Origin of the sequence: Gluconobacter cadivus (assembly GCF_015244745.1) — a bacterium.
In the GTDB taxonomy this organism is placed as follows: domain Bacteria; phylum Pseudomonadota; class Alphaproteobacteria; order Acetobacterales; family Acetobacteraceae; genus Gluconobacter; species Gluconobacter cadivus.
In genome coordinates this window covers 167354-185667 of record NZ_JABCQI010000004.1, presented here as the reverse complement: position 1 = coordinate 185667, position 18314 = coordinate 167354, and the positions used below count along the sequence as shown (strand labels likewise).

Genomic DNA, 18314 nt, shown 5'->3' with positions numbered 1-18314 from the left:
AGCAGGGCAGGGGTGTCAGGGATGATCGAGAGCCAGATCGTCCCGATGGATTAACGCATCCCGGCCGCGATATCCCAGAAGCTGCTCCATTTCGCCGGAGCGGTGTCCGATCAGCTTCACGCTTTCTTCTGCGTCATAGCCAATCAGGCCGCGCCCGATTACATTGCCTTCAGCATCGCGGATGGCAACGAGATCGCCACGTCCGAACATGCCCTCAAGACTGGTTACGCCTGCGGGAAGGAGGGAGGCCCCTTCCTGAAGAGCGCGGCGTGCGCCGGCGTCAATTGTCAGTGAGCCTTTGGGGTGGAGGCTCCCGCCAATCCAGCGCTTGCGGGCTGAGCCTGCATCGGTCTGGGCCAGGAACCAGGTGCAGAGGCCGCCATTCTGCAGCCTGCGCAGCGGATGGTGTTCCTGTCCGGCCGCGATGACCATGTTCGCACCGGCGCGCGTTGCAATCTTTGCAGCCAGCAGTTTCGTGCGCATTCCGCCCGATGAATAACCCGGTGGCGGCTCGCCCCCCATGGCCATGATGTCGTCGCTCATCTGTTCGACCACGGGAATATGCCGTGCAGACGGGTCCTGTCGCGGGTCGGCCGTATAGAGCCCGTCAATATCGGACAACAGGACCAGGCAATCCGCTCCCGTCATCTGCGCAACGCGCGCGCCCAGACGGTCATTGTCGCCGAAGCGGATTTCGCTGGTGGCGATGGCATCATTTTCATTGATGACCGGCACGCAGCCCAGATCGAGCAGTGTCTGGAGCGTGGCGCGGGCGTTGAGGTGGCGTTCACGGTTTTCCGTATCGTCCGGCGTCAGAAGAAGCTGTGCCGCGACCAGATTGTGGTCCGCCAGCGCTGCACTCCAGCCCTGTGCCAGTCCGATCTGCCCGACACTGGCCATCGCCTGTTTTTCGTCCAGACGTAGTTTGCGGGACGTAAGGCCAAGACGATGCCGGGCAAGAGAGATTGCGCCTGACGAGACCACAATAACCTCAGCGCCCTGCGCGCGCAGGTCAGAGATGTCGGCGCAAACACCCTGCAGCCATTGCTGGCGCAGGGTCGCGTTTGCTGAATCGACCAGAAGCGCGCTTCCGATCTTGATGACGATCCGGCGGGCCTGCGCCAGATGAGGAGCACAAGCCGCAGCGTTCATCCCTGCCGGTCCTGTTTGGCAGCCGTCACACGATCCTGAAGCATCCGAAGCAGTTCGGGCAGGCCTTCCTGCGTCGCGCCGGACAGCATCAGCACCTCGGCCCCGGATGCCTTGGCCAGTGCCCGCTTTTTGGCGGAACGCTGTGTGGGCGTCAGGGAGTCGCATTTGTTCAGAACGATAATTTCGGGCTTGGCTGCAAGCTCCGGATCGTAGGCCTCAAGTTCCTTGCGGATCAGGCGCCAGTGTTTGACGACCTGACTTTCCGTCCCGTCGATCAGGTGCAGGAGCGTCGCGCAGCGCTCCACATGGCCCAGAAACCGGTCCCCGAGGCCCGCGCCTTCGCTGGCACCTTCGATCAGGCCGGGGATGTCGGCGATTACAAATTCTTCGGTGTTGTTCAGGCGAACCACGCCGAGCTGGGGGTGCAGGGTCGTGAACGGGTAATCGGCAATTTTCGGGCGTGCACGGGATGCGACGGAAAGAAGCGTGGACTTGCCTGCGTTTGGAAGTCCGACAAGGCCGATATCGGCGATCAGCTTGAGGCGCAGCCACACCCAGCGCTCTTCGCCCGGCCAGCCTTTGTCGGCCCGGCGTGGCGCACGGTTGGTGCTGCTCTTGAAGTGGGTGTTACCAAGGCCGCCATCACCGCCGCGGCACAGAAGGACTTCCTTGCCCTCGGCGTCCAGATCAGCCAGCAGGGTTTCGCGGTCTTCGTCGAAAATCTGCGTTCCAACCGGCACATTAATGGTGACGGTCGAAGCAGCAGCCCCGGTTCGGTTGGACCCTGCGCCATTGCCGCCCTTACGGGCCTTGAAATGCTGCGTGTAGCGGAAATCGATCAGGGTATTCAGGCCGGGGACCGCACGGAAAAGGATATCGCCACCACGACCGCCATCACCGCCGTCCGGACCGCCATATTCGATGTATTTCTCGCGCCGGAATGCGATCACGCCGTCACCGCCGTCACCGGAACGCACATAGATCTTGGCCTGGTCGAGAAACTTCATCGTATTGTCCGAAAGAATAAGGTGAGGGGCGCTTTATACGCAAAAAGGCCGGTCCCGAACAGGACCGGCCCTTTCTGCTCGCGCTGGAACAGCGGGCGGCTTATTCAGCGGCTTCCGGCAGTGCCACGGAAACGTGGACGCGGCCTTCTGCGCGGCGCTGAAACTGCACGTGGCCGTCCACCAGAGCGAACAGCGTGTGGTCGCGACCGATACCGACATTGGCGCCAGCCTTCATCTTTGTGCCGCGCTGACGGACGATGATGTTGCCTGCGATGACGCTTTCGCCACCGAACTTCTTTACACCCAGACGACGACCTGCACTGTCGCGTCCGTTACGGCTCGAGCCGCCTGCCTTTTTTTGTGCCATGACTGTTTGTCCTTACCTAAAGTGTCTGGCCAATCAGGCCGCGTTGATCGCGTTGATGCGCAGGACGGTCACCGGCTGACGGTGTCCATTCTTGCGGCGGCTGTTCTGACGGCGACGCTTCTTGAAGATGATCACCTTCGGCAGACGATCCTGAGCGACGACGGTTGCCGTCACGGTTGCGCCAGCAACCAGCGGTGCGCCAACGGTCACGGTGCCTTCGCCGCCAACCATCAGGACGTCGGTGAAGGTGATGGTGCTGCCGGCTTCAGCTTCGAGCTTCTCAACCTTGAGGATGCTCTCGGGAGCAACGCGATACTGCTTACCGCCGGTGCGGATGACTGCGTACATTCTGGAAACTCTCTCTGTTCCGATCTCGTGGTCGCTGCTGCCGGGTGGTCCCGGTCTGGCGCGACCCAGTCGCTTTTTGTCGTTGGCTCCAAGGCAACCACATACAATGCGGTCGTATGGAACAGCCGCGGTCGATACAGATATGAAGGCTTTCAGTCAATCAGAAACGACTAAAAAACCGCGCCGCAACCATATTTCTCGCAGGAAGGCGTTTCTACCCTCTTGCAATATCGGATAAAGCCCGTCATAAGCCCCTCCGTCGATCAGGTTCAGCGCAACAGCAGAGCCGTACGGAGAGGTGCCAGAGTGGTCGATCGGGGCGGTCTCGAAAACCGTTGTGCCTTCGCGGGTACCGTGGGTTCGAATCCCACCCTCTCCGCCAGATAAATCAAAAAATCCCATATTTTTCAGAGCGGTATCTGGTTTGTCGAAATGCGTCCGACTGTGGACGCCATCTTAAAAATTGAGGCAGCCACACATTAAAGTTGTCTGGTTTGGAAATGTCTTTGCTCATGTTTCAGTGATCGAGGTCTTGGCCGTCATCCGGACCTTTGAGCAGGCGGCTTTTTTCGCCCGCAATGCTGATGGGCGTGTCTCCGCGTACAGTGATCCGACGGAGGAGGCGGGGATGGGTGTCGAAGTCGGCTGTGGCATAATGCTGCGTGGCGCGGTTGTCCCAGATGGCGACATCACCGGGCTTCCAGTTCCAGCGGACAGTGTTGTCGATCTGCGTAATGTAGGACTGGAAGATTTCCAGTAACCGGTTGGCGTGCTGGGTAGGAATTCCGCGGATTTCTTTGAAGAAATGACCCAGAACGAGTGTGCGTTCGCCGGTTTCCGGGTGAATGCGAACGACGGGGTGCTCTGTTTCATAAATTCTTGAAATGAAACGGGCGCGAAAATCGGCAATTTCCTCATGGCGAAGATCGTATTTGTAGAAATTGGTATCGTAGTCGTTGCCATGAACGGCCCAGAGCGTATCGGCGAGCTGTTTGAGTGGGGCGGGCAGGTCGTCATAGGCCGCGGCCGTGTTGGCCCAGAGAGTGCTGCCACCATAAGGTGGGATCGTGATGGCGCGTAGAATGGAGGCTTTGGGGTAGGCGGGGACGAACGTGACATCCGTGTGCCAGGAATCCGTGGAGCGGCCGTTGCGGGAGTTCAGCTCGAACGTATAGGGGGTGCCACCTGCGGCCGGGATGGTCGGATGGAGGATCGGGTCTCCGAAAACGCGGCTGAGTGTTTCGTGCTGGGCGTCATCGAGGAACTGATCGCGCAGCAAGATCACCTTGTGGCGCAGCAGTGTCTCCCGAAGAAACGCCTTGTGTTCTTCAGGCAAAGGCTCTCGGGCATTGACGCCATGAATGATGGCACCGATGCGAGACGTGACCTTTTCGGCACTGAGGGTGTCGGCGAAAGCGGGTTCGTTGGGGACAAGGCGGAGGGTCGTCATGAGGGAAGTCCTTCGGGCTGGGGGACTGCGGTGCTGTTGAGAGGACGGTCAGGGCGTGTGAGGGGCGGGGGTGTGATGAAAAAAGTGAGGATGGCGCTGGCCAGAAAAAGTGCGGCGTAAATGAGGATGATTCCCTGCGTGCCGACAGCACCTTCAAAGGCATAGACGATGAAGGGGCCAATCCAGACGCTGCTGCCCGCGCCGAGGTTCAGCAGGGACATGGCGATGCCCTTGTGATCCGGTAAAAGAGACGGCGTCAGGGCCGAGAGCGGTACATATCCGGCGAGTGTCATGCCGAAGACGGCAGCAGAGGCGTAGACTGTGAACAGGCTGCTCTGTGCGTAAAGCAGTGGAATCCAGTACAGTCCGACGCAGCTCAGCGCGCTGCCGATGCCGCCGAACCAGATGACAGTCTGGCGCCAGGAAATATAGTCGCTGGCAAAACCGATCAGCAGGTTGAAGACGATATTGCTGGCGAAGATGATTTCCAGAAACCGGATCCACACATCCTGCGACAGGCCCAGACGGCCGGTGAAGAAAAAGGGCATGAAGACGATCAGGCCATGTGTGGCGCTGGAATTGACTGCGCGTACGATGCAGGCCAGTCCCACGCCCGGATTGTGACGGACCTGGCGCACTGTTTCGCGCAGGGTCGGGCCGATATCCTTCAGTCTCCCTTTCTGCGACCGGGGCGTTGCGGGCAGGGGCAGGATGGCGAGAACGCCTCCCGCTCCCACGCCGAGCAGGGCGATCCAGAGCGTGACGTACTGGCCGTAAACCGGCAGCAGGAGTTGCGCCACGATGGAGCCAACCGTGGGCAGGCCGCAGGTGAAGCAGAACCAGAACAGGCCGACGGCCCGTCCCAGACGGTCCTGCCGGACCGTAGTGACGAGCAGGGTCAGCAACCCGTAGGAGAACAGCGGATAACCTGCGCCCCGTAATCCGTAGGTCAGCAGCAGGAGCGCGGGAGAGTGGGCCGGAATGGCCACGCCAAGAAACAGGATCTGCGGGAGAACCCAGAACAGCAAGCCTGCCGTCATGACCGTGCGGCTGCTGAAAATATCGCATAGCAGGCCCGAGAACCAGGCCGCCAGGGCAGCAGCCAGACCATAGGCCGTAAAAAGGAGGGCGACGAAGTGCTCCGTCTGGCCCGTCTGGACCAGAAACGGCGACAGATAGCCGACCTCGACACCATCTCCGATCATGAAAACCAGAAGCCCGGCATATTGCAGTGCGAAGCTCCGTGGCAGGCGGCTGGCGGGCAGGAGTGAGGCGGTGGGAACCATCGTCTGCATCTCAGAAATCCGCATGAACCGCGCCAAAATACTGGCGTGGGGCACCGAGGACGACAGACTGGTAATCGCCGGCCATGGGATAGCCGTTCTGGCCCATGGTGGAGATGTATTTCACGTTTGTCAGGTTATAGACGTTGAAGTCCAGCGAGAGGTGCTGGACGAAACCTGTATGGGACAGGCGGTGGAGCTGTTTGCTCAGGTCGTAGCGGGCACCGAAATTGGTCAGCCAGTAGGACGGGACTTTGGTATCTCCCGTATAGCTGAGGTTACGCTTGCCGACATACTGGGCCTCGATGTGAGCCTGAAGGTCATGCCATGTGTAGGACAGATCGGCATGGTACATCAGGCGCGGATAAGCGACGACTTGCTGACCCTTGATGTTGTAGGTCACCCGCGATCCATTGATGGTCTGGGTGATGTTGTCATCATAGACAGCGCGATTGTAGCTGATGCTGTTGGTCAGGCTCAGCCCTTTGACGGGGGTGAGTGTGACGGCACCGTCCACGCCGCTCATCGTCACGCCGCCGACATTCTGGATGGTGGTGTAAGGCTGGGTTGTCGGGCCGGTTGAGATGCGTTGCAGACGGTTGGAAAAGATCGTGTGGTAGCCGTAGAGCGAGCCACTGATGAGGCGGCCGGTGTAACGGTAGCCGCCAGCGAAGTTCCAGTCGGTTTCAGGTTGCAGGCTGCTTTTGGACGCCAGATAGGACGCCTGCGAGGTCGAGAACGGTGATGATCCGCTGTTATAGCCCGAGACCGGATAGACCTTCACGTTCTCCGCAATATCGAAATAAAGCTGATGACCGGGAGCAAAACGCCATTCCCCGCTGAAATGCGGGAGGAACGGTTTGCTGGAGGTGAGGGAATCTCCGCCTGCAATCGCAGTGGTGCGGGTGTAGGTCTGCCAGTTGGCAAGGGCACCGACGCGGCTGGTATTCAGGACGGAACGGAAACCGGCATGCAGGGCGATGGTGTTCGTGACGTGATAGGTATCCTGAAAATAGGCGACAAAGGTGTTGGTGTTGAAGACCTGTCGATAGCCGTTCTGGAACGGGTTCTTGAGATTATCGAGACCATTGACCGGCGTTGCGGTGCCGTTGAGCACGTCTTCCAGCAGGGGTTCCTGATAGAGCGGTTTGCTGATGTCGAAATGGGTGTTTTCGTACCACAGCCCCGCATTCAGCACGTTATGCGCGATGCGGTAGGACAGGGACGTCGTGAAGCCGAAGCGGTCCGTATCGGGCTGCGTGACCTGATCGATCAGCGGGGCGCCATTGGGCGACGCGATCAGCGGGCTTGCAACCGATCCACGCTGGTAGGAACGATGTCCATAAGCGGTGCTTTGCCAGCGCAGGCGGTCGGTTAAAGCGAGATCGGCCGAGACGCCGCCGATATAGGAATGCTGCATCTGCGCGCCCTCGTAATAGGACGCGGTGTAGGGGCTCTTGAGGTTGGCATAGGCAGCCGGAACCTGTCCGCCGGGCAGACCGCGCTGGGCCAGTGCCAGACGATAGGCTTTCTCATATCCTCCGGGTTGTCCGATGAAATTGTCGATCGCGTAGCCACCGTGGTTGAACATATCCAGGCTGTAGTCCTGGTAGTTCTGCATCTGAAGATCCGCGTAATCGAAGAAGGCCGTGATGCGGCTGTCCTGCCCGATGGGGTGCAGAACCTTTGCATTGACCTGCTGCATGAACTGGTCCTGTCCGCCACGCCATTTGTTGGTGTCGTTACGGGCATAGGAGACATAAAAACGCGTCCCCTGCGGGTTCAGATCGCCGCTTTCGAGCCGCAGAAATGTCCGGTACATCGCATTGCTGCCAAAGGTCTGGTTCACACTTGCGCCGCGCTTATGGGACGGATCGCGGGAGATGAACTGCACCGTGCCACCCAGATTGGATGTGCTGGCGACGCTTTCCGAACCCGTGGAGGCCGAGACGTCCATTCGCTCGATATTTTCGGACGAAATGGCAGATGTCGGGCTGAGGCCGTTGACGTTGCTGAACTGCTGGTCACCCAGCGGGATGCCATCCAGCGTCATGCCGATCTGGCTTTGGTCGAAACCATGCATCAGGAACGAGTTCTGCCAGGTGTTCACGCCCTGCGGGTCACCGGAATTGAACAGCACGCCGGGCAGGCGCGTCAGGGCCTTGAGCGGGTTTGTGCCGGCGACATACTCGCGGATGGTGGCGGCGGAGACGGGGTTGGACACCCAGTTGGCCTGTCGATGCCCCTCCACGCCGATATTTTCGGCAGTACGAGAGGTCAGGGCATGTGTTTTGGCGGACGCTTTGTGTGCCGACGCGGGTGTGGCGTGGCGGGGCTTCTCGCCGGGTTTGGCGACGGGTGCGTCTGTGGCAGCGAATGCCGTTGTGCTGACCGAGAGAGTCAGCAGGGCGATCAGAGAGACGGAGCTTCCGGACGTACGGATGGTGTGACGATTGGAAAACGGAAAAACGGGCATGAAAAGACACTCACAAGAAACAGGAAACGGGGATTTTCAGGTCTTGGGAGGATCAACAGCGCCACGCCGGATGATCGGCGGCTGGATGGGCTGAGGAGTTCTGCGGGAAGAGGCTTTCGCGCAGGGTGTTGCCGGGTTTAGGGCGGATGCGACCGCGACGCTTCAGTTCCGGCAGGACGAGGCGGATGAAGTCGTTGTAACTGTCCGGATTGATGAGCTGGATCAGGTTCAGCCCGTCGGTTTCCGACTCTTCGAGCCAGCGTTCGATCTGGTCTGCGACGGTTTCGGGGCTGCCGACGAACGTTTTGGCCCGACCGAAGCCTTCTGCCGGACTCGTCGCTTCGGCGATGGTCCAGGAGCGGCCGCTGATGGCAGGATCGAACTGTTCAAGGACGGACTGGCTGGCCTCTGTCGGACGATAGGTCAAAACCTCGTCCGTCTGGTTCTTCGAGAAATCCACGCCCGTCATGGAGGAATAATGGATGAGCGATCCGGTCGCATCGTAGAACGCCTTGTATTCTGCAAATTTGCGGATGGCGTCTTCTTCCGTCTCGCCCACCACGACGGCGGCAGCGCAGATGAAGCGCAGGCTTTCGGGATCGCGGCCCTCGCGCGCGGCTTCCTCGCGGATGCGTCGGACGTTCTTTCGCGTTCCTTCTGCCCCGGCGCCGACGACGAAAATGACTTCCGCATGCCGGGCCGCGAAAGCGCCCCCGCGAGCGGAGGCACCAGCCTGAAGAAGGACGGGAACGCGCTGCGGGCTTGGCTCGGCGGTATGGCCGTCCGGAACACGGTAATACCGGCCGTCATGACGGATGGGATGAATCTTTTCCGGGTCGGTATAGATCCACTCGCCTGATGCCGTCTGGCCGCGGATGACGGCGTCTTCTTCCCAGGATTTCAGCCAGAGCTTGTAGACGATATCCATGAATTCGTCTGCGCGGTCATAGCGTTCGTCATGTGGGATCTGGTGGTCCAGTCCAAGATTCCGGGCCGCGCTTTCCTGCTGGGACGTCACGATATTCCAGCCCAGACGCCCTTTGGTCAGATGATCGAGGGTCGTCAGTTTGCGGGCGAGCAGATAGGGATGCTCATAGGTCGTGGACAGCGTGATACCAAAACCAAGCGATGTGGTCGCCGCTGCCATTGCGGACACGAGTAAAAGCGGATCGATCAGTGGAGACTGGATGCCGTGTTTCAGGGCAGCGTCGGGGCTGTTGCCATAAACGTCAATCTGGCCAAGGGCGTCCGCGATAAACAGGGCATCAAACCCGGCATCATCCAGCGTGCGGGCCAGTTTGGTCCAGTATGTGATGTCCTTATAGCGATATGTCTGGTCGGCAGGGTGGCGCCACAGCCCGTAATTCAGATGCGAGACCGTCGCCATCGTGAAACCGTTGAGGATGATGTGCTGCCCCATTACGCCACCCCCACGCGCCATTGGATCGGCGGCAGGGTGCCGTTGACGGCGTAATCTCCGACAACACGCGTGCGATAGACGCGCGGGTTGTGATTGCCCAGCGTACGAACATTACGCCAGTGTCGATCCAGACCAGCCACGCGCAGGGTCGCGCCGCCACTCAACGCATCGAACAGGGCAGTCGTGGCCTCCAGAACCAGCGGGAGGATGCGGTCCTGAACCTGCCAGACTTCGAGTTCGGCTCGGGCGACCGTGAGGTCGAGTTCCGGAGCCGGACTGTCCGCGACGGCCTGTATGGCGCGGGCAGCGCGCTCAACGGCAGCACTCGCAAGATAGGCGCCACTGAATACATGACCAACGATTTCGAGAATCTGGGGGTCCTTAGCTGGCAGATCCGCATTGCCATGGCTGAAAGAGCGTTTGCGACGACGCACGGCATCTGCGACGTCCGTTGCCGCAGCGCGGGCAATACCAGCGACAGTCGCCAGATGATAAAGCTGGAAGAAAGCCTGCGAATGCGGAAAGGCCGTGTTGCCGTAGCGAAGATCGGCTTCTTCCGTATGAACGTTACGGAAATGTGCGGTGCCACTGGCCGTCAGGCGCTGCCCAATTCCATCCCAGTCATCCACAATTTCAAGGCCCGGATCGTGACGGGCGGCCAGCGTCTTGACGGTCTGCCCATCTTCGGTGGTGCCGGTAACGGTGAGCCAGTCGGCGTAAAGCGAGCCGGTCGTGAAAAACTTGGAACCGTTGATAACCCACTTGCCATCAGCTTGAGACAGAGTGGTGCTGAACAGATCGCGTTTGGAAGCTGGTCCTTCAGCAGCAGCAGCGCCGGCCGTTTGTCCTGCGCCAAGGCGGTCGAGCCATTTTGTGCGGTAAGGGCCAGCAGATTCAAACAGAAGATGTTCGACAAAACCAAAATGCGCCCTGAGCGCCTGTGCGACGTTTGAATCGGCTGCGGCCAGCGTAGTGATCAGAGCGAACAGGTCTTCAAGACTTGCTCCGGAACCGCCATGCGCAACGGGAACGCGAAGGGCTGTAAAGCCGCTCTCCTTAAGGAGACGGATTTGTTCGAAAGGCAGCTCGCGACTGAGTTCGGCCTGTAGCGCCTGTCTGCGGATCTGCTCGAAAACGGGAGCGAAGCGGTCGTGAAGAGCCGTGGCTTCACGGGCGTCCTTCCCCCAGAGAAGGGAAAGATCAGGAAGCGGAGCGGAGATATATGTCATGATGTCTGCCTGTAGCGCCGGGGCCGAATAACGGGAGTGAAGGCAGGGGGAGGCCCCGCATCATCGGGGAACAGGGACAGAGCAGTGCGACAAACATATAACTAATATTTCTCGTTATTATTAGATATCCAGAAATTATTGAGATGATTCTTTTGTTCCGTCAATAAAATAGTTATTTCAAAATTTAACTATTTAATAGTGTTATATAGAGAAGTGCCAGCAGATCGTATGGCCTCTGGCTTGAAACCCTCTGTGTGGTTCCAGCATATGCGTCTGAGTATGGATATTGAGCCGATAGATGGAAAATAAATACTAAAATACGGTAATAAATTACTCAAATATACCTGTATAAATAGCAAAATATCATCCTGATGTATGCAATCAGGATATTTAGAAATTTAAAAACCCGGAACTAAATTGCGCCACGATCATTCATAAAACGCAGGGTGGTTTTGCTACGCTGTCTCCATCTGAAGACATAGAAAAGCTATTATGATGACGAGAAAAAAATCTTTTCCGGGATATCTGAATACAGCAGCAATCGCTTCATATGCCGTTTTTTGTATAACGCAGGCTGCGCTCGCGCGCGATTTTTCTCAACAGGCTCCTGCATCAAATATTCAGCAGGTAGTCGATCGAGCCTATAATCATTATAAAACAGTAATAGACGGCTCTAATGCCGCGTATATTTCTTATTTAGCGAAGGCCAATACAAAACTTTACGGTATTGCAGTTGTCACGACAGACGGAAAAATTTTTGAAGCGGGAGATGCGGAGCATCTTTTCCCCGTTGAGTCGATCGCCAAGGTTTTTACTTTGGCTCATGTCCTGAAAGTGCAGGGAGCAAAAACCGTCCAAAACAAAATAGGCGTTAATGCTACCGGCCTTCCTTTTAATTCTGCTCTGGCGATCGAGCTTAATCATGACAAACTGACGGGCAGTCCTCCGCCCGGTAATCCTTTGGTGAATGCAGGCGCTATTGCCACGGCAAGTCTCGTTGACGGCAAATCACTCGAAGAAAAATGGAACATGCTTCTCAAGGAAGCTTCGGCTTTTGCGGGGCATTCATTGATGCTGAATAAAGACGTCTATGATTCTGAAATGGCGGATAATCAGCATAATCTGGCGATTGCGGTGCTGCTGAAAAGTTATAAATCGCTATACGCAGATCCAACTGAAACCATCGATCTGTATACTCGTGAATGTTCCTATGATGTTACAGCAAAAGATCTTGCTGTGATGGGGGCGACGCTGGCGAATGGTGGCACCAATCCGCTGACCCACGAAGCGGTTACCGATGCTGAAACAAGCACGCGCGTTTTAGCCGTTATGGCGACCGCTGGTCTTTATAATACGTCTGGTGAGTGGCTTTATAATGTTGGGCTGCCTGCGAAAAGCGGTGTTGGCGGTGGCATTGTTGCGGTTGTGCCCGGGAAAATGGCAATTGCGGTTTACTCGTCACCGCTTGATGCTGCGGGAAACAGTGTCCGCGGACAGCTGGCTATTCAGTCTATCGCGCAGGATCTCGGAGTAAATATTTTCAAGATCCAGATGCAAAAATAGCGTCGAGGCGGGGGCATTTGCAGCCCTGTCTCTCTTTGGAAAACTGCTCAGCTCTGTCCGGAGTTGAGCAGTCGGCTGTTTCTTTCGCCCCGGAAGGGTTTGCTGGCATCAAGGAAATCTTCGTTCGTCCGCATGGTATGGGCAATCACGACCAGATAGGTGATGGCGCGTGTGAGCTCAAGGCGCGTTACCAGGTCCGTTTCCTGGGCATCGAGAACGCGGAGCCGTCGTACGGCGGCTTCTGCGATGCGGGCGGCTTTGTCGTGTCTGCGGGTTGATTCTTCAACATAATGCAGAACAAGCAGGATTGGCCGTCTTGCGCTTTCGGGCAGATACTCGCGATCCAGCAAGGCGCGTAGACGGATGACATTTAGCCCAAGAGTCAATGTGGCCAGCGTTCCGAGGATGCAGGCTTCGATCAGCGGGGCAGGGGTTGGGCCTGCATGACGGATCAGGCGGGCAAAGCGGTCCGTATTGCGACCGATCCATACGCTGATGCGCGGTGTGAAGCCCGGATGGGCCAAGTGTTGCAGCTCACCCAGCATGACGCGGCGGAGGCGGAGGCGCTCGGCATCGCTGCTGAAGGGTAGGACACTTCGGAAAACGATCACGCTGACGGCGACCGCAAGAACAGTCGCCATGTTGCCATTATAAAAGGCAAGTTCGTTCATGACATGATGGTTTTCCAGACCAAGCATGGCCGGAAGCAAAAGCCCGTAGGCCGCCGAGCCGCCCGCAGTGGCCGGGTTACCCTTGGCCAGTCCGCCCAGAAACATGGCGGGCCCCAGAAAGAGCGTCAGGGTCTCGAAGGTCGTGACTTTTGGCATCAGAACGAAGACCAGGAACCACGCGACGATATAGGCTGCCACGGCGCCTTTGAGGAATTCCGTGGTGCCAAGAACGGGATTTTCTTTGGTGGCAAAAAGCCCGCAGACCAGTGTTGTAATGGCGATGAAGCCAAGGCCGTTCGGCCAGGCCGTCACTTCGTAAATATAGGCGGTGATCAGGACCGCGCAGGCTCCACGCAGGCCGTTATGCACGGCTTCACGGGTGTCGCGATGGGTTTCAAGCTGGAAGTGGAAGTGATCGCCTTTGATGCGGTGCGTGCTGGCTTCGTATTCCTTGATAGCCTGTTCCAGATCGCCCAGAAGCTCACCCAGCGAGACGAAAAGCACGCGCTCGTCCAGTCTGTCGTCCAGCGTCTCCGGGCTGGCGTCGATCGCATCAAAGGGTTCATGCCCGGGGATCGGCTCAAGATCAGGACGAATGTCGGTTTCGCGATGCGGTGCAGCATATAGACGGCAGACATCCCGAAAATGCTGTAAATCCGCGAGAAGGGCAGGGACGGAATTCTGGTCGGGCAGGCGCTGTGGAAACTGCTTCAGAAAAGCCAGGATTTCGTCTGCGGTTTTGGTAAAGGCGGGGTGGTTATGGTTGAGCACCTGAAGGCGCATGGCCATTCCGAACCCGCGTGACAGAAGGGCTGAGACAGCCGCGAGGGCCGCGCGTGCATGATCGCCTTCATGGCCGTGCGGTCCCATTTCGACTTCGGCAAATTCGATTTGGTCATTGATGCTGAGGATCGTACCGAACTGACGCCGGGCCGCGTTCAGAGCGCCGCGTTCTTCGCCCAGAAGGCTGCACAATGTTGTCGTAACGAGAACCAGCGCCGATTCAAGTTTCTGTCTGAGCTGCGCGCGGGCATGCCGTTCCTGACTGGTGGCAAAAATCAGCCCCATGAAGGCTTCGCACAACACGCCGAGCACAATGTAAGTGCCGCGCGACATCGCGACCATGAAAATATTGTCGGGATTGGACGCCGCGCCCATGCAGATGATGGAGCAGGTATATCCTGCAAGAACAAGGGCATAGGAGCGGAAGTTGCTAACGAATGTTGCAAAACCGCTGCACAGGCCGATCCATAATGCGATCATGGGGAAGAACAGCCATGGAGCCTGCGGGGCAAGCGCCATGATAGTGATGGCGGCAACGCCGCCACTGATGGTGCCGACGATACGCCATTTGGCCTTGGACTGGCTTTCACCCCGGCTGGTCTGCGCGACGGCCCAGACGGTCATGGCGGCCCATGCCGGGTCGTCCAGTTCCATCCAGAAGGCAATCCCGATCGCCAGACAGGCCGCAATGGTGTTGCGCAGGGCAAACGTGACGGATGAAGCGCTGGGAGCGTAAAGCCACGAGAGAAAAGGACGTGCCCGCGGCCGCAGCGGTGCAGGCCGTGTGGTCGTATTATCCGGAGTCGGTTGTCCCGAGGAGATGGTGCTGCCACTCATTGCCCGGGTTTCTTAGCCCTAACGGCATTATCCGGCGAGAGTGGAAATCGCCATTCTGAGATCGTTTACGAATTTTGTATATTCGCGTGCCTTCGACTCCTCATCGGGCAGGCGCAGTAGATAAGACGGATGTACGGTTACCAGACCGATACTGCCGTCTTCGAGAGGAATAGGCCTCGAGCGCTCACGCGACACTGTAACCGAGCGTCCCAGAACAGCACTGGCCGCTGTAACGCCCAGCATGACCGTCACTTCGGGAGACAGAACCCTGCGCTCTGTTGCAAGCCACGGTGTGCAGGCGTTGATCTCAGGTGCATCGGGTTTTTGATGGATGCGGCGATGTCCTTTTGGAATGAATTTGAAATGTTTGACGGCATTGGTGATCCACATCTCTGCACGACTGCCGCCAGCCTCTCGCAGAGCACGGTCAAACAGTTGTCCTGCTGGTCCAACAAAGGGGCGTCCGTGAAGATCTTCCTGATCTCCGGGCTGCTCGCCAATGAAGATGACTCGGGCTTTGGGGTTACCTTCTCCGGAAACGGTTCGCGTCGCGGGCTTGCACAATTCGCACATCTGGCAGTCGATCGCCTGAGCGCGCAGACTGGCGAGTGAAGAAGAAGATTCAATCTTTCCGGGGGTAGGATGGAGTCGTACCGGCGCGATTCCGTCCCAATAGGCGTTTCCGCGGCCAGCGGTAGCGAGCTTTTGTGCAGTTTCGATCACCTCTGATGGCGGCAGTGCATTATCTGTGAAACCTGGTCCAAAACGATATTCCCGACCATCCCAGAGCAGTGTTCGATCAGGCGCCATCACGATCCACGGTGTGGGTCGTAGGTTTGACAGTGCGTCTGCCTGACTGTCGATCAGGGCCGCAGTATGAGAGGTATGCAGGATCTGCCATTCCGGATTGATGGCGTCGGGCATCTGGCAGCGCAGGTCGAGTGCTTTTTTCCGAGTTTCCATAGCGATGCTGCGGAGGCGCTCGGTCAATTCATCTGGCACCGGCATACCGTCGCGTAAACTCTGAAGCGTGAGGTATAACAGGTGCAGCCTGTCAGGGGCATCGGAAACGAAAACAGCGGGAAAAATCGCGGCAAGAGCGCGAGGAAGACTGGCGGTCGACGGGGCTGTAGGAAGAGTCCGCGTGGCAGAGGTGCCGTAAAGGGACGGTGGGGCTTCCACGATCCATTGTATTGATTCGGCCGAAACTTTGTCATGAAGCAGTTTGCGCGCCCATGCACGCCAGCCGGAAAAATCACTTGTTGTTGAAAGCGTGACGGTTTCACGGATCATGTCGTCATTCCAGTTGTCAGGCGCAACACAGGATACATTTGTAAGCGCATAGAGTTATTTTTGTTTGCGGGTTATTTTGATATGGTGATAATCATGGGTGGGAAAAGGAATACGTCAAATATTTCCATGCCGCATTTACCTGACCCTTTACAGGCGTTAAGGAACTGAAAATTCATTCGAATGGATAGGATGAGATATTATGTCTGAAAGCACTTCCAATACAGGACTCTTAGAGCTTACGGCCAGAATCGTTGCTGCCCAGGCCTCTCGCGGAACGCTCGAAGCTGAAGCTCTGCCAGCCCTGATCCGTCAGGTTTATGACGCGCTGTCAAAGGCTGGTGTTCCCGAAGAGGCGCCGCAGCCCGAGCGTCCGCAACCTGCTGTCCCTGTCAAGCGCTCCGTTTTTCCTGATTACATCATCTGTCTTGAAGACGGCAAAAAGCTGAAGATGCTCAAACGCCATCTTCAGAGCGCCTATGACATGACGCCGGAACAGTACCGTGAGCGCTGGGGTCTGCCGGCGGATTATCCTCTGGTGGCTCCGAACTACGCCCAGCGTCGTTCTGCCCTGGCGCGTGAGATCGGTCTGGGTCGGAAGATCAGTGCGGCAAGCGGAGAGGGCAAGAAAGAGCCTACCCGCGCCCGTCGCACCAAAAAAGAAGACTGATTTTCTTTGACCGCGTCCGGAAAGCAGGAGCAGAATTCCCGTTATGAGTGCTGAACTGAATCTTTTTCTGACACGTCAGTTAAAGCATCGGCAATTACTCTTCTGGCGGGTGGGAGCGCTCGTTACGTTCTGCGGCGCGGTTGTCATTTCCATGATGGGCCATGGTGGGTCTGTTGGGCCGAATTTCAGCCACAGACCGCATATCGTCCGTCTTGCCATCAACGGCGTCGTTCAGAACGACGTGTCACAGATCGTCCATGCTCTGAAACAGGCCCAGACGGCACCGGATGTGACCGGGCTCCTTCTGGTTGTGGACAGTCCGGGTGGAGGCGTTACAGGCGGCGAAAGGCTTCATGATGCAGTCAAGCGCTTCGCCGCAGTCAAGCCGGTTTCTGTTTCAATGGGAGATATGGGAGCATCTGCGGCCTATATGCTCTCTGTACCGGCGCAGCATATCGTTGCCTTGCCTTCAACGCTGACCGGATCAATCGGGGTTATTTTTCAGCGTCCTGATGTTTCGGTCGGGCTTGGGCGTCTGGGAATCGGCGTGGATGCCATTACATCCGGTGCCATGAAAGATCAGACCGACCCGACCAGTGCTCTCACTCCTGAAGGACGTCAGATGCTTCAGGGTATCGTCAACGATCTGTTTGCTCAATTCGTGTCGATGGTTGCGGACGGCCGTCATCTGACGGAAGAAAAAGTCCGGAGCATGGCCGATGGGCGTGCCTATACGGGGCGGCAGGCCATTGCACTCGGGCTTGTCGATGAACTCGGGGACGAAGATGCGGCGCGTCTGTGGCTCAGAAAACGGTTGAACATCGGGACGTTGTCCTATCCGGTTGTGCCGTTGATGCCAGAACGCTCCAGACGCTGGTATGAATGGCCCGGCAAGAAGGCGCTTCTGACAGGGTTGCTCGGGGGAAGTTTCTCCAGCGCTCTCGACCGTGAAGGCCTTGACGGAGCCGTTGCGATTTTGCAACTCTGATGGCCTGTTTCAGAAGGCGGAGTCAGGTGGAACAACTGTCATGACTCGATCCGAACTTATCGCCGAACTGGCGGAAGCATATCCGCACCTTCTCACCCGCGATATAGAACGTATCGTCCACGCGGTCTTTGACGAGATCGGTTCTGCACTCGCGCGCGGGGATCGTGTGGAACTGCGTGGTTTTGGGGCATTTCTCCCCCGTGAACGTGCAGCTCGGACAGGGCGAAATCCCCGGACGGGCGATATCGTGCCTGTTGAGGAAAAGAGCGTCCCGTTCTTCAAGGTGGGCAAGGAACTCAGGGAGCGCGTTAACCAGCGCCTGTCATCGTCAAAATCCGGGAACTGATACTATTGTGGCCAAGGCGCATCAGCTGTGCTGCAAGATGATGGCCGTGTCTGGTCAACGCTGGTTCAGCAGATCGTTTTTGCGATATCATGAGCGCATGAAGCCTGTTCCGCATTTTCTGGTGATTTCTGTCTGGGTGATGGGCTTGTCTTCTGGGGCTTTGCTTGCGATCCCCTCGACGGCATGGGCTCATAATTTCCCGAAACCGGTCGGGAACTCTCTGGCTCGCCATGGCAAAAAGGCTCATTCCCCGCAGGCAGCAGCCTGCTACCGGATGGCATCAGGTGTCATCGTGCTCGAACAGATGCCCAACAATGCGCATCGCCTCGGACGGGGCAGTGGATTTGCGCCGATTGGGGAAGCGGTCTTCCGATCCAGCAATCGGCCTCATGCCTGTCCCTCGACACATGGTCGCAGGGGGTAGGAGGCGTAAA

General features: G+C 57.7%; 16 protein-coding genes and 1 tRNA gene. 6 read left to right on the top strand and 11 right to left on the bottom strand.

Annotated elements, in window-relative coordinates:
* Window positions 1–15: 15 nt before the first annotated feature.
* The 4 genes from proB to rplU form a co-directional block, all read right to left on the bottom strand.
* Entirely contained in the window at window positions 16–1152 is a 1137-nt protein-coding gene (proB, locus tag HKD28_RS07685) for a glutamate 5-kinase (protein WP_194267797.1), read from the bottom strand.
* On the bottom strand, window positions 1149–2159 hold the full coding sequence (gene obgE / locus HKD28_RS07680) for a GTPase ObgE (RefSeq protein ID WP_194267796.1): 1011 nt from the start codon (window positions 2157–2159) through the stop codon (window positions 1149–1151). Before obgE ends, proB begins: the two co-directional genes overlap by 4 nt.
* Before the next feature lie 100 nt (window positions 2160–2259).
* Window positions 2260–2526, bottom strand: coding sequence for a 50S ribosomal protein L27 (rpmA, locus tag HKD28_RS07675; RefSeq protein WP_062027139.1), 267 nt, complete (start codon window positions 2524–2526; stop codon window positions 2260–2262).
* A 33-nt stretch (window positions 2527–2559) separates the two neighbouring features.
* The gene (gene rplU / locus HKD28_RS07670) at window positions 2560–2874 is read right to left on the bottom strand and encodes a 50S ribosomal protein L21 (RefSeq protein ID WP_062494728.1); all 315 of its coding nucleotides are present in this window, start codon (window positions 2872–2874) and stop codon (window positions 2560–2562) included.
* Window positions 2875–3166: 292 nt separating this feature from the next.
* Here rplU and HKD28_RS07665 point away from each other — a divergent pair.
* A tRNA-Ser gene (locus HKD28_RS07665) sits at window positions 3167–3256 on the top strand.
* A 135-nt stretch (window positions 3257–3391) separates the two neighbouring features.
* On the opposite strand, the gene HKD28_RS07660 is transcribed toward HKD28_RS07665, so the two are convergent.
* Genes HKD28_RS07660 through HKD28_RS07640 form a run of 5 tightly spaced genes read right to left on the bottom strand, consistent with a single transcriptional unit; the run spans window position 3392 to window position 10732 of the window.
* Window positions 3392–4324, bottom strand: coding sequence for a TauD/TfdA dioxygenase family protein (locus HKD28_RS07660; RefSeq protein WP_194267795.1), 933 nt, complete (start codon window positions 4322–4324; stop codon window positions 3392–3394).
* A complete protein-coding gene (locus HKD28_RS07655; protein ID WP_194267794.1) occupies window positions 4321–5619 on the bottom strand; it encodes an MFS transporter in 1299 nt (432 codons plus the stop codon). Before HKD28_RS07655 ends, HKD28_RS07660 begins: the two co-directional genes overlap by 4 nt.
* A 1-nt stretch (window position 5620) precedes the next feature.
* On the bottom strand, window positions 5621–8083 hold the full coding sequence (locus HKD28_RS07650) for a TonB-dependent receptor (protein WP_194267793.1): 2463 nt from the start codon (window positions 8081–8083) through the stop codon (window positions 5621–5623).
* A gap of 52 nt (window positions 8084–8135) precedes the next feature.
* Window positions 8136–9503 carry an LLM class flavin-dependent oxidoreductase gene (locus tag HKD28_RS07645; RefSeq protein WP_194267792.1) on the bottom strand — a complete coding sequence of 456 codons (1368 nt, stop codon included), beginning with the start codon at window positions 9501–9503 and terminating at the stop codon, window positions 8136–8138.
* On the bottom strand, window positions 9503–10732 hold the full coding sequence (locus HKD28_RS07640; protein ID WP_194267791.1) for an acyl-CoA dehydrogenase family protein: 1230 nt from the start codon (window positions 10730–10732) through the stop codon (window positions 9503–9505). The genes HKD28_RS07645 and HKD28_RS07640 overlap by 1 nt, the downstream gene beginning before the upstream one ends.
* A gap of 492 nt (window positions 10733–11224) precedes the next feature.
* On the opposite strand from HKD28_RS07640, the gene glsA reads away from it, so the two are divergent.
* A complete protein-coding gene (gene glsA, locus HKD28_RS07635; protein WP_207728911.1) occupies window positions 11225–12295 on the top strand; it encodes a glutaminase A in 1071 nt (356 codons plus the stop codon).
* 47 nt (window positions 12296–12342) lie between these two features.
* On the opposite strand, the gene HKD28_RS07630 is transcribed toward glsA, so the two are convergent.
* Together HKD28_RS07630 and HKD28_RS07625 are read right to left on the bottom strand one after the other, a co-directional pair.
* Complete coding sequence (locus HKD28_RS07630; RefSeq protein ID WP_194267790.1) at window positions 12343–14586, bottom strand: FUSC family protein; 2244 nt, start codon at window positions 14584–14586, stop codon at window positions 12343–12345.
* 27 nt (window positions 14587–14613) lie between these two features.
* A complete protein-coding gene (locus HKD28_RS07625) occupies window positions 14614–15879 on the bottom strand; it encodes a UdgX family uracil-DNA binding protein (RefSeq protein WP_194267789.1) in 1266 nt (421 codons plus the stop codon).
* Between the two features lie 199 nt (window positions 15880–16078).
* Here HKD28_RS07625 and HKD28_RS07620 point away from each other — a divergent pair, with 199 nt between their 5' ends.
* The 4 genes from HKD28_RS07620 (at window position 16079) to HKD28_RS07605 (ending at window position 18304) form a co-directional block, all read left to right on the top strand.
* Window positions 16079–16546: a MucR family transcriptional regulator gene (locus HKD28_RS07620; RefSeq protein ID WP_194267788.1), complete on the top strand. Its 468-nt coding sequence runs from the start codon at window positions 16079–16081 to the stop codon at window positions 16544–16546.
* A gap of 43 nt (window positions 16547–16589) precedes the next feature.
* Complete coding sequence (gene sppA / locus HKD28_RS07615; protein ID WP_194267787.1) at window positions 16590–17534, top strand: signal peptide peptidase SppA; 945 nt, start codon at window positions 16590–16592, stop codon at window positions 17532–17534.
* Between the two features lie 40 nt (window positions 17535–17574).
* Window positions 17575–17880, top strand: a complete 306-nt coding sequence (locus HKD28_RS07610) for an integration host factor subunit beta (protein ID WP_194262120.1) — start codon at window positions 17575–17577, stop codon at window positions 17878–17880.
* Between the two features lie 97 nt (window positions 17881–17977).
* Window positions 17978–18304 (top strand): hypothetical protein, encoded by a 327-nt coding sequence (locus tag HKD28_RS07605; protein WP_194267879.1) that lies wholly within the window; start codon window positions 17978–17980, stop codon window positions 18302–18304.
* Window positions 18305–18314 lie beyond the last annotated feature (10 nt).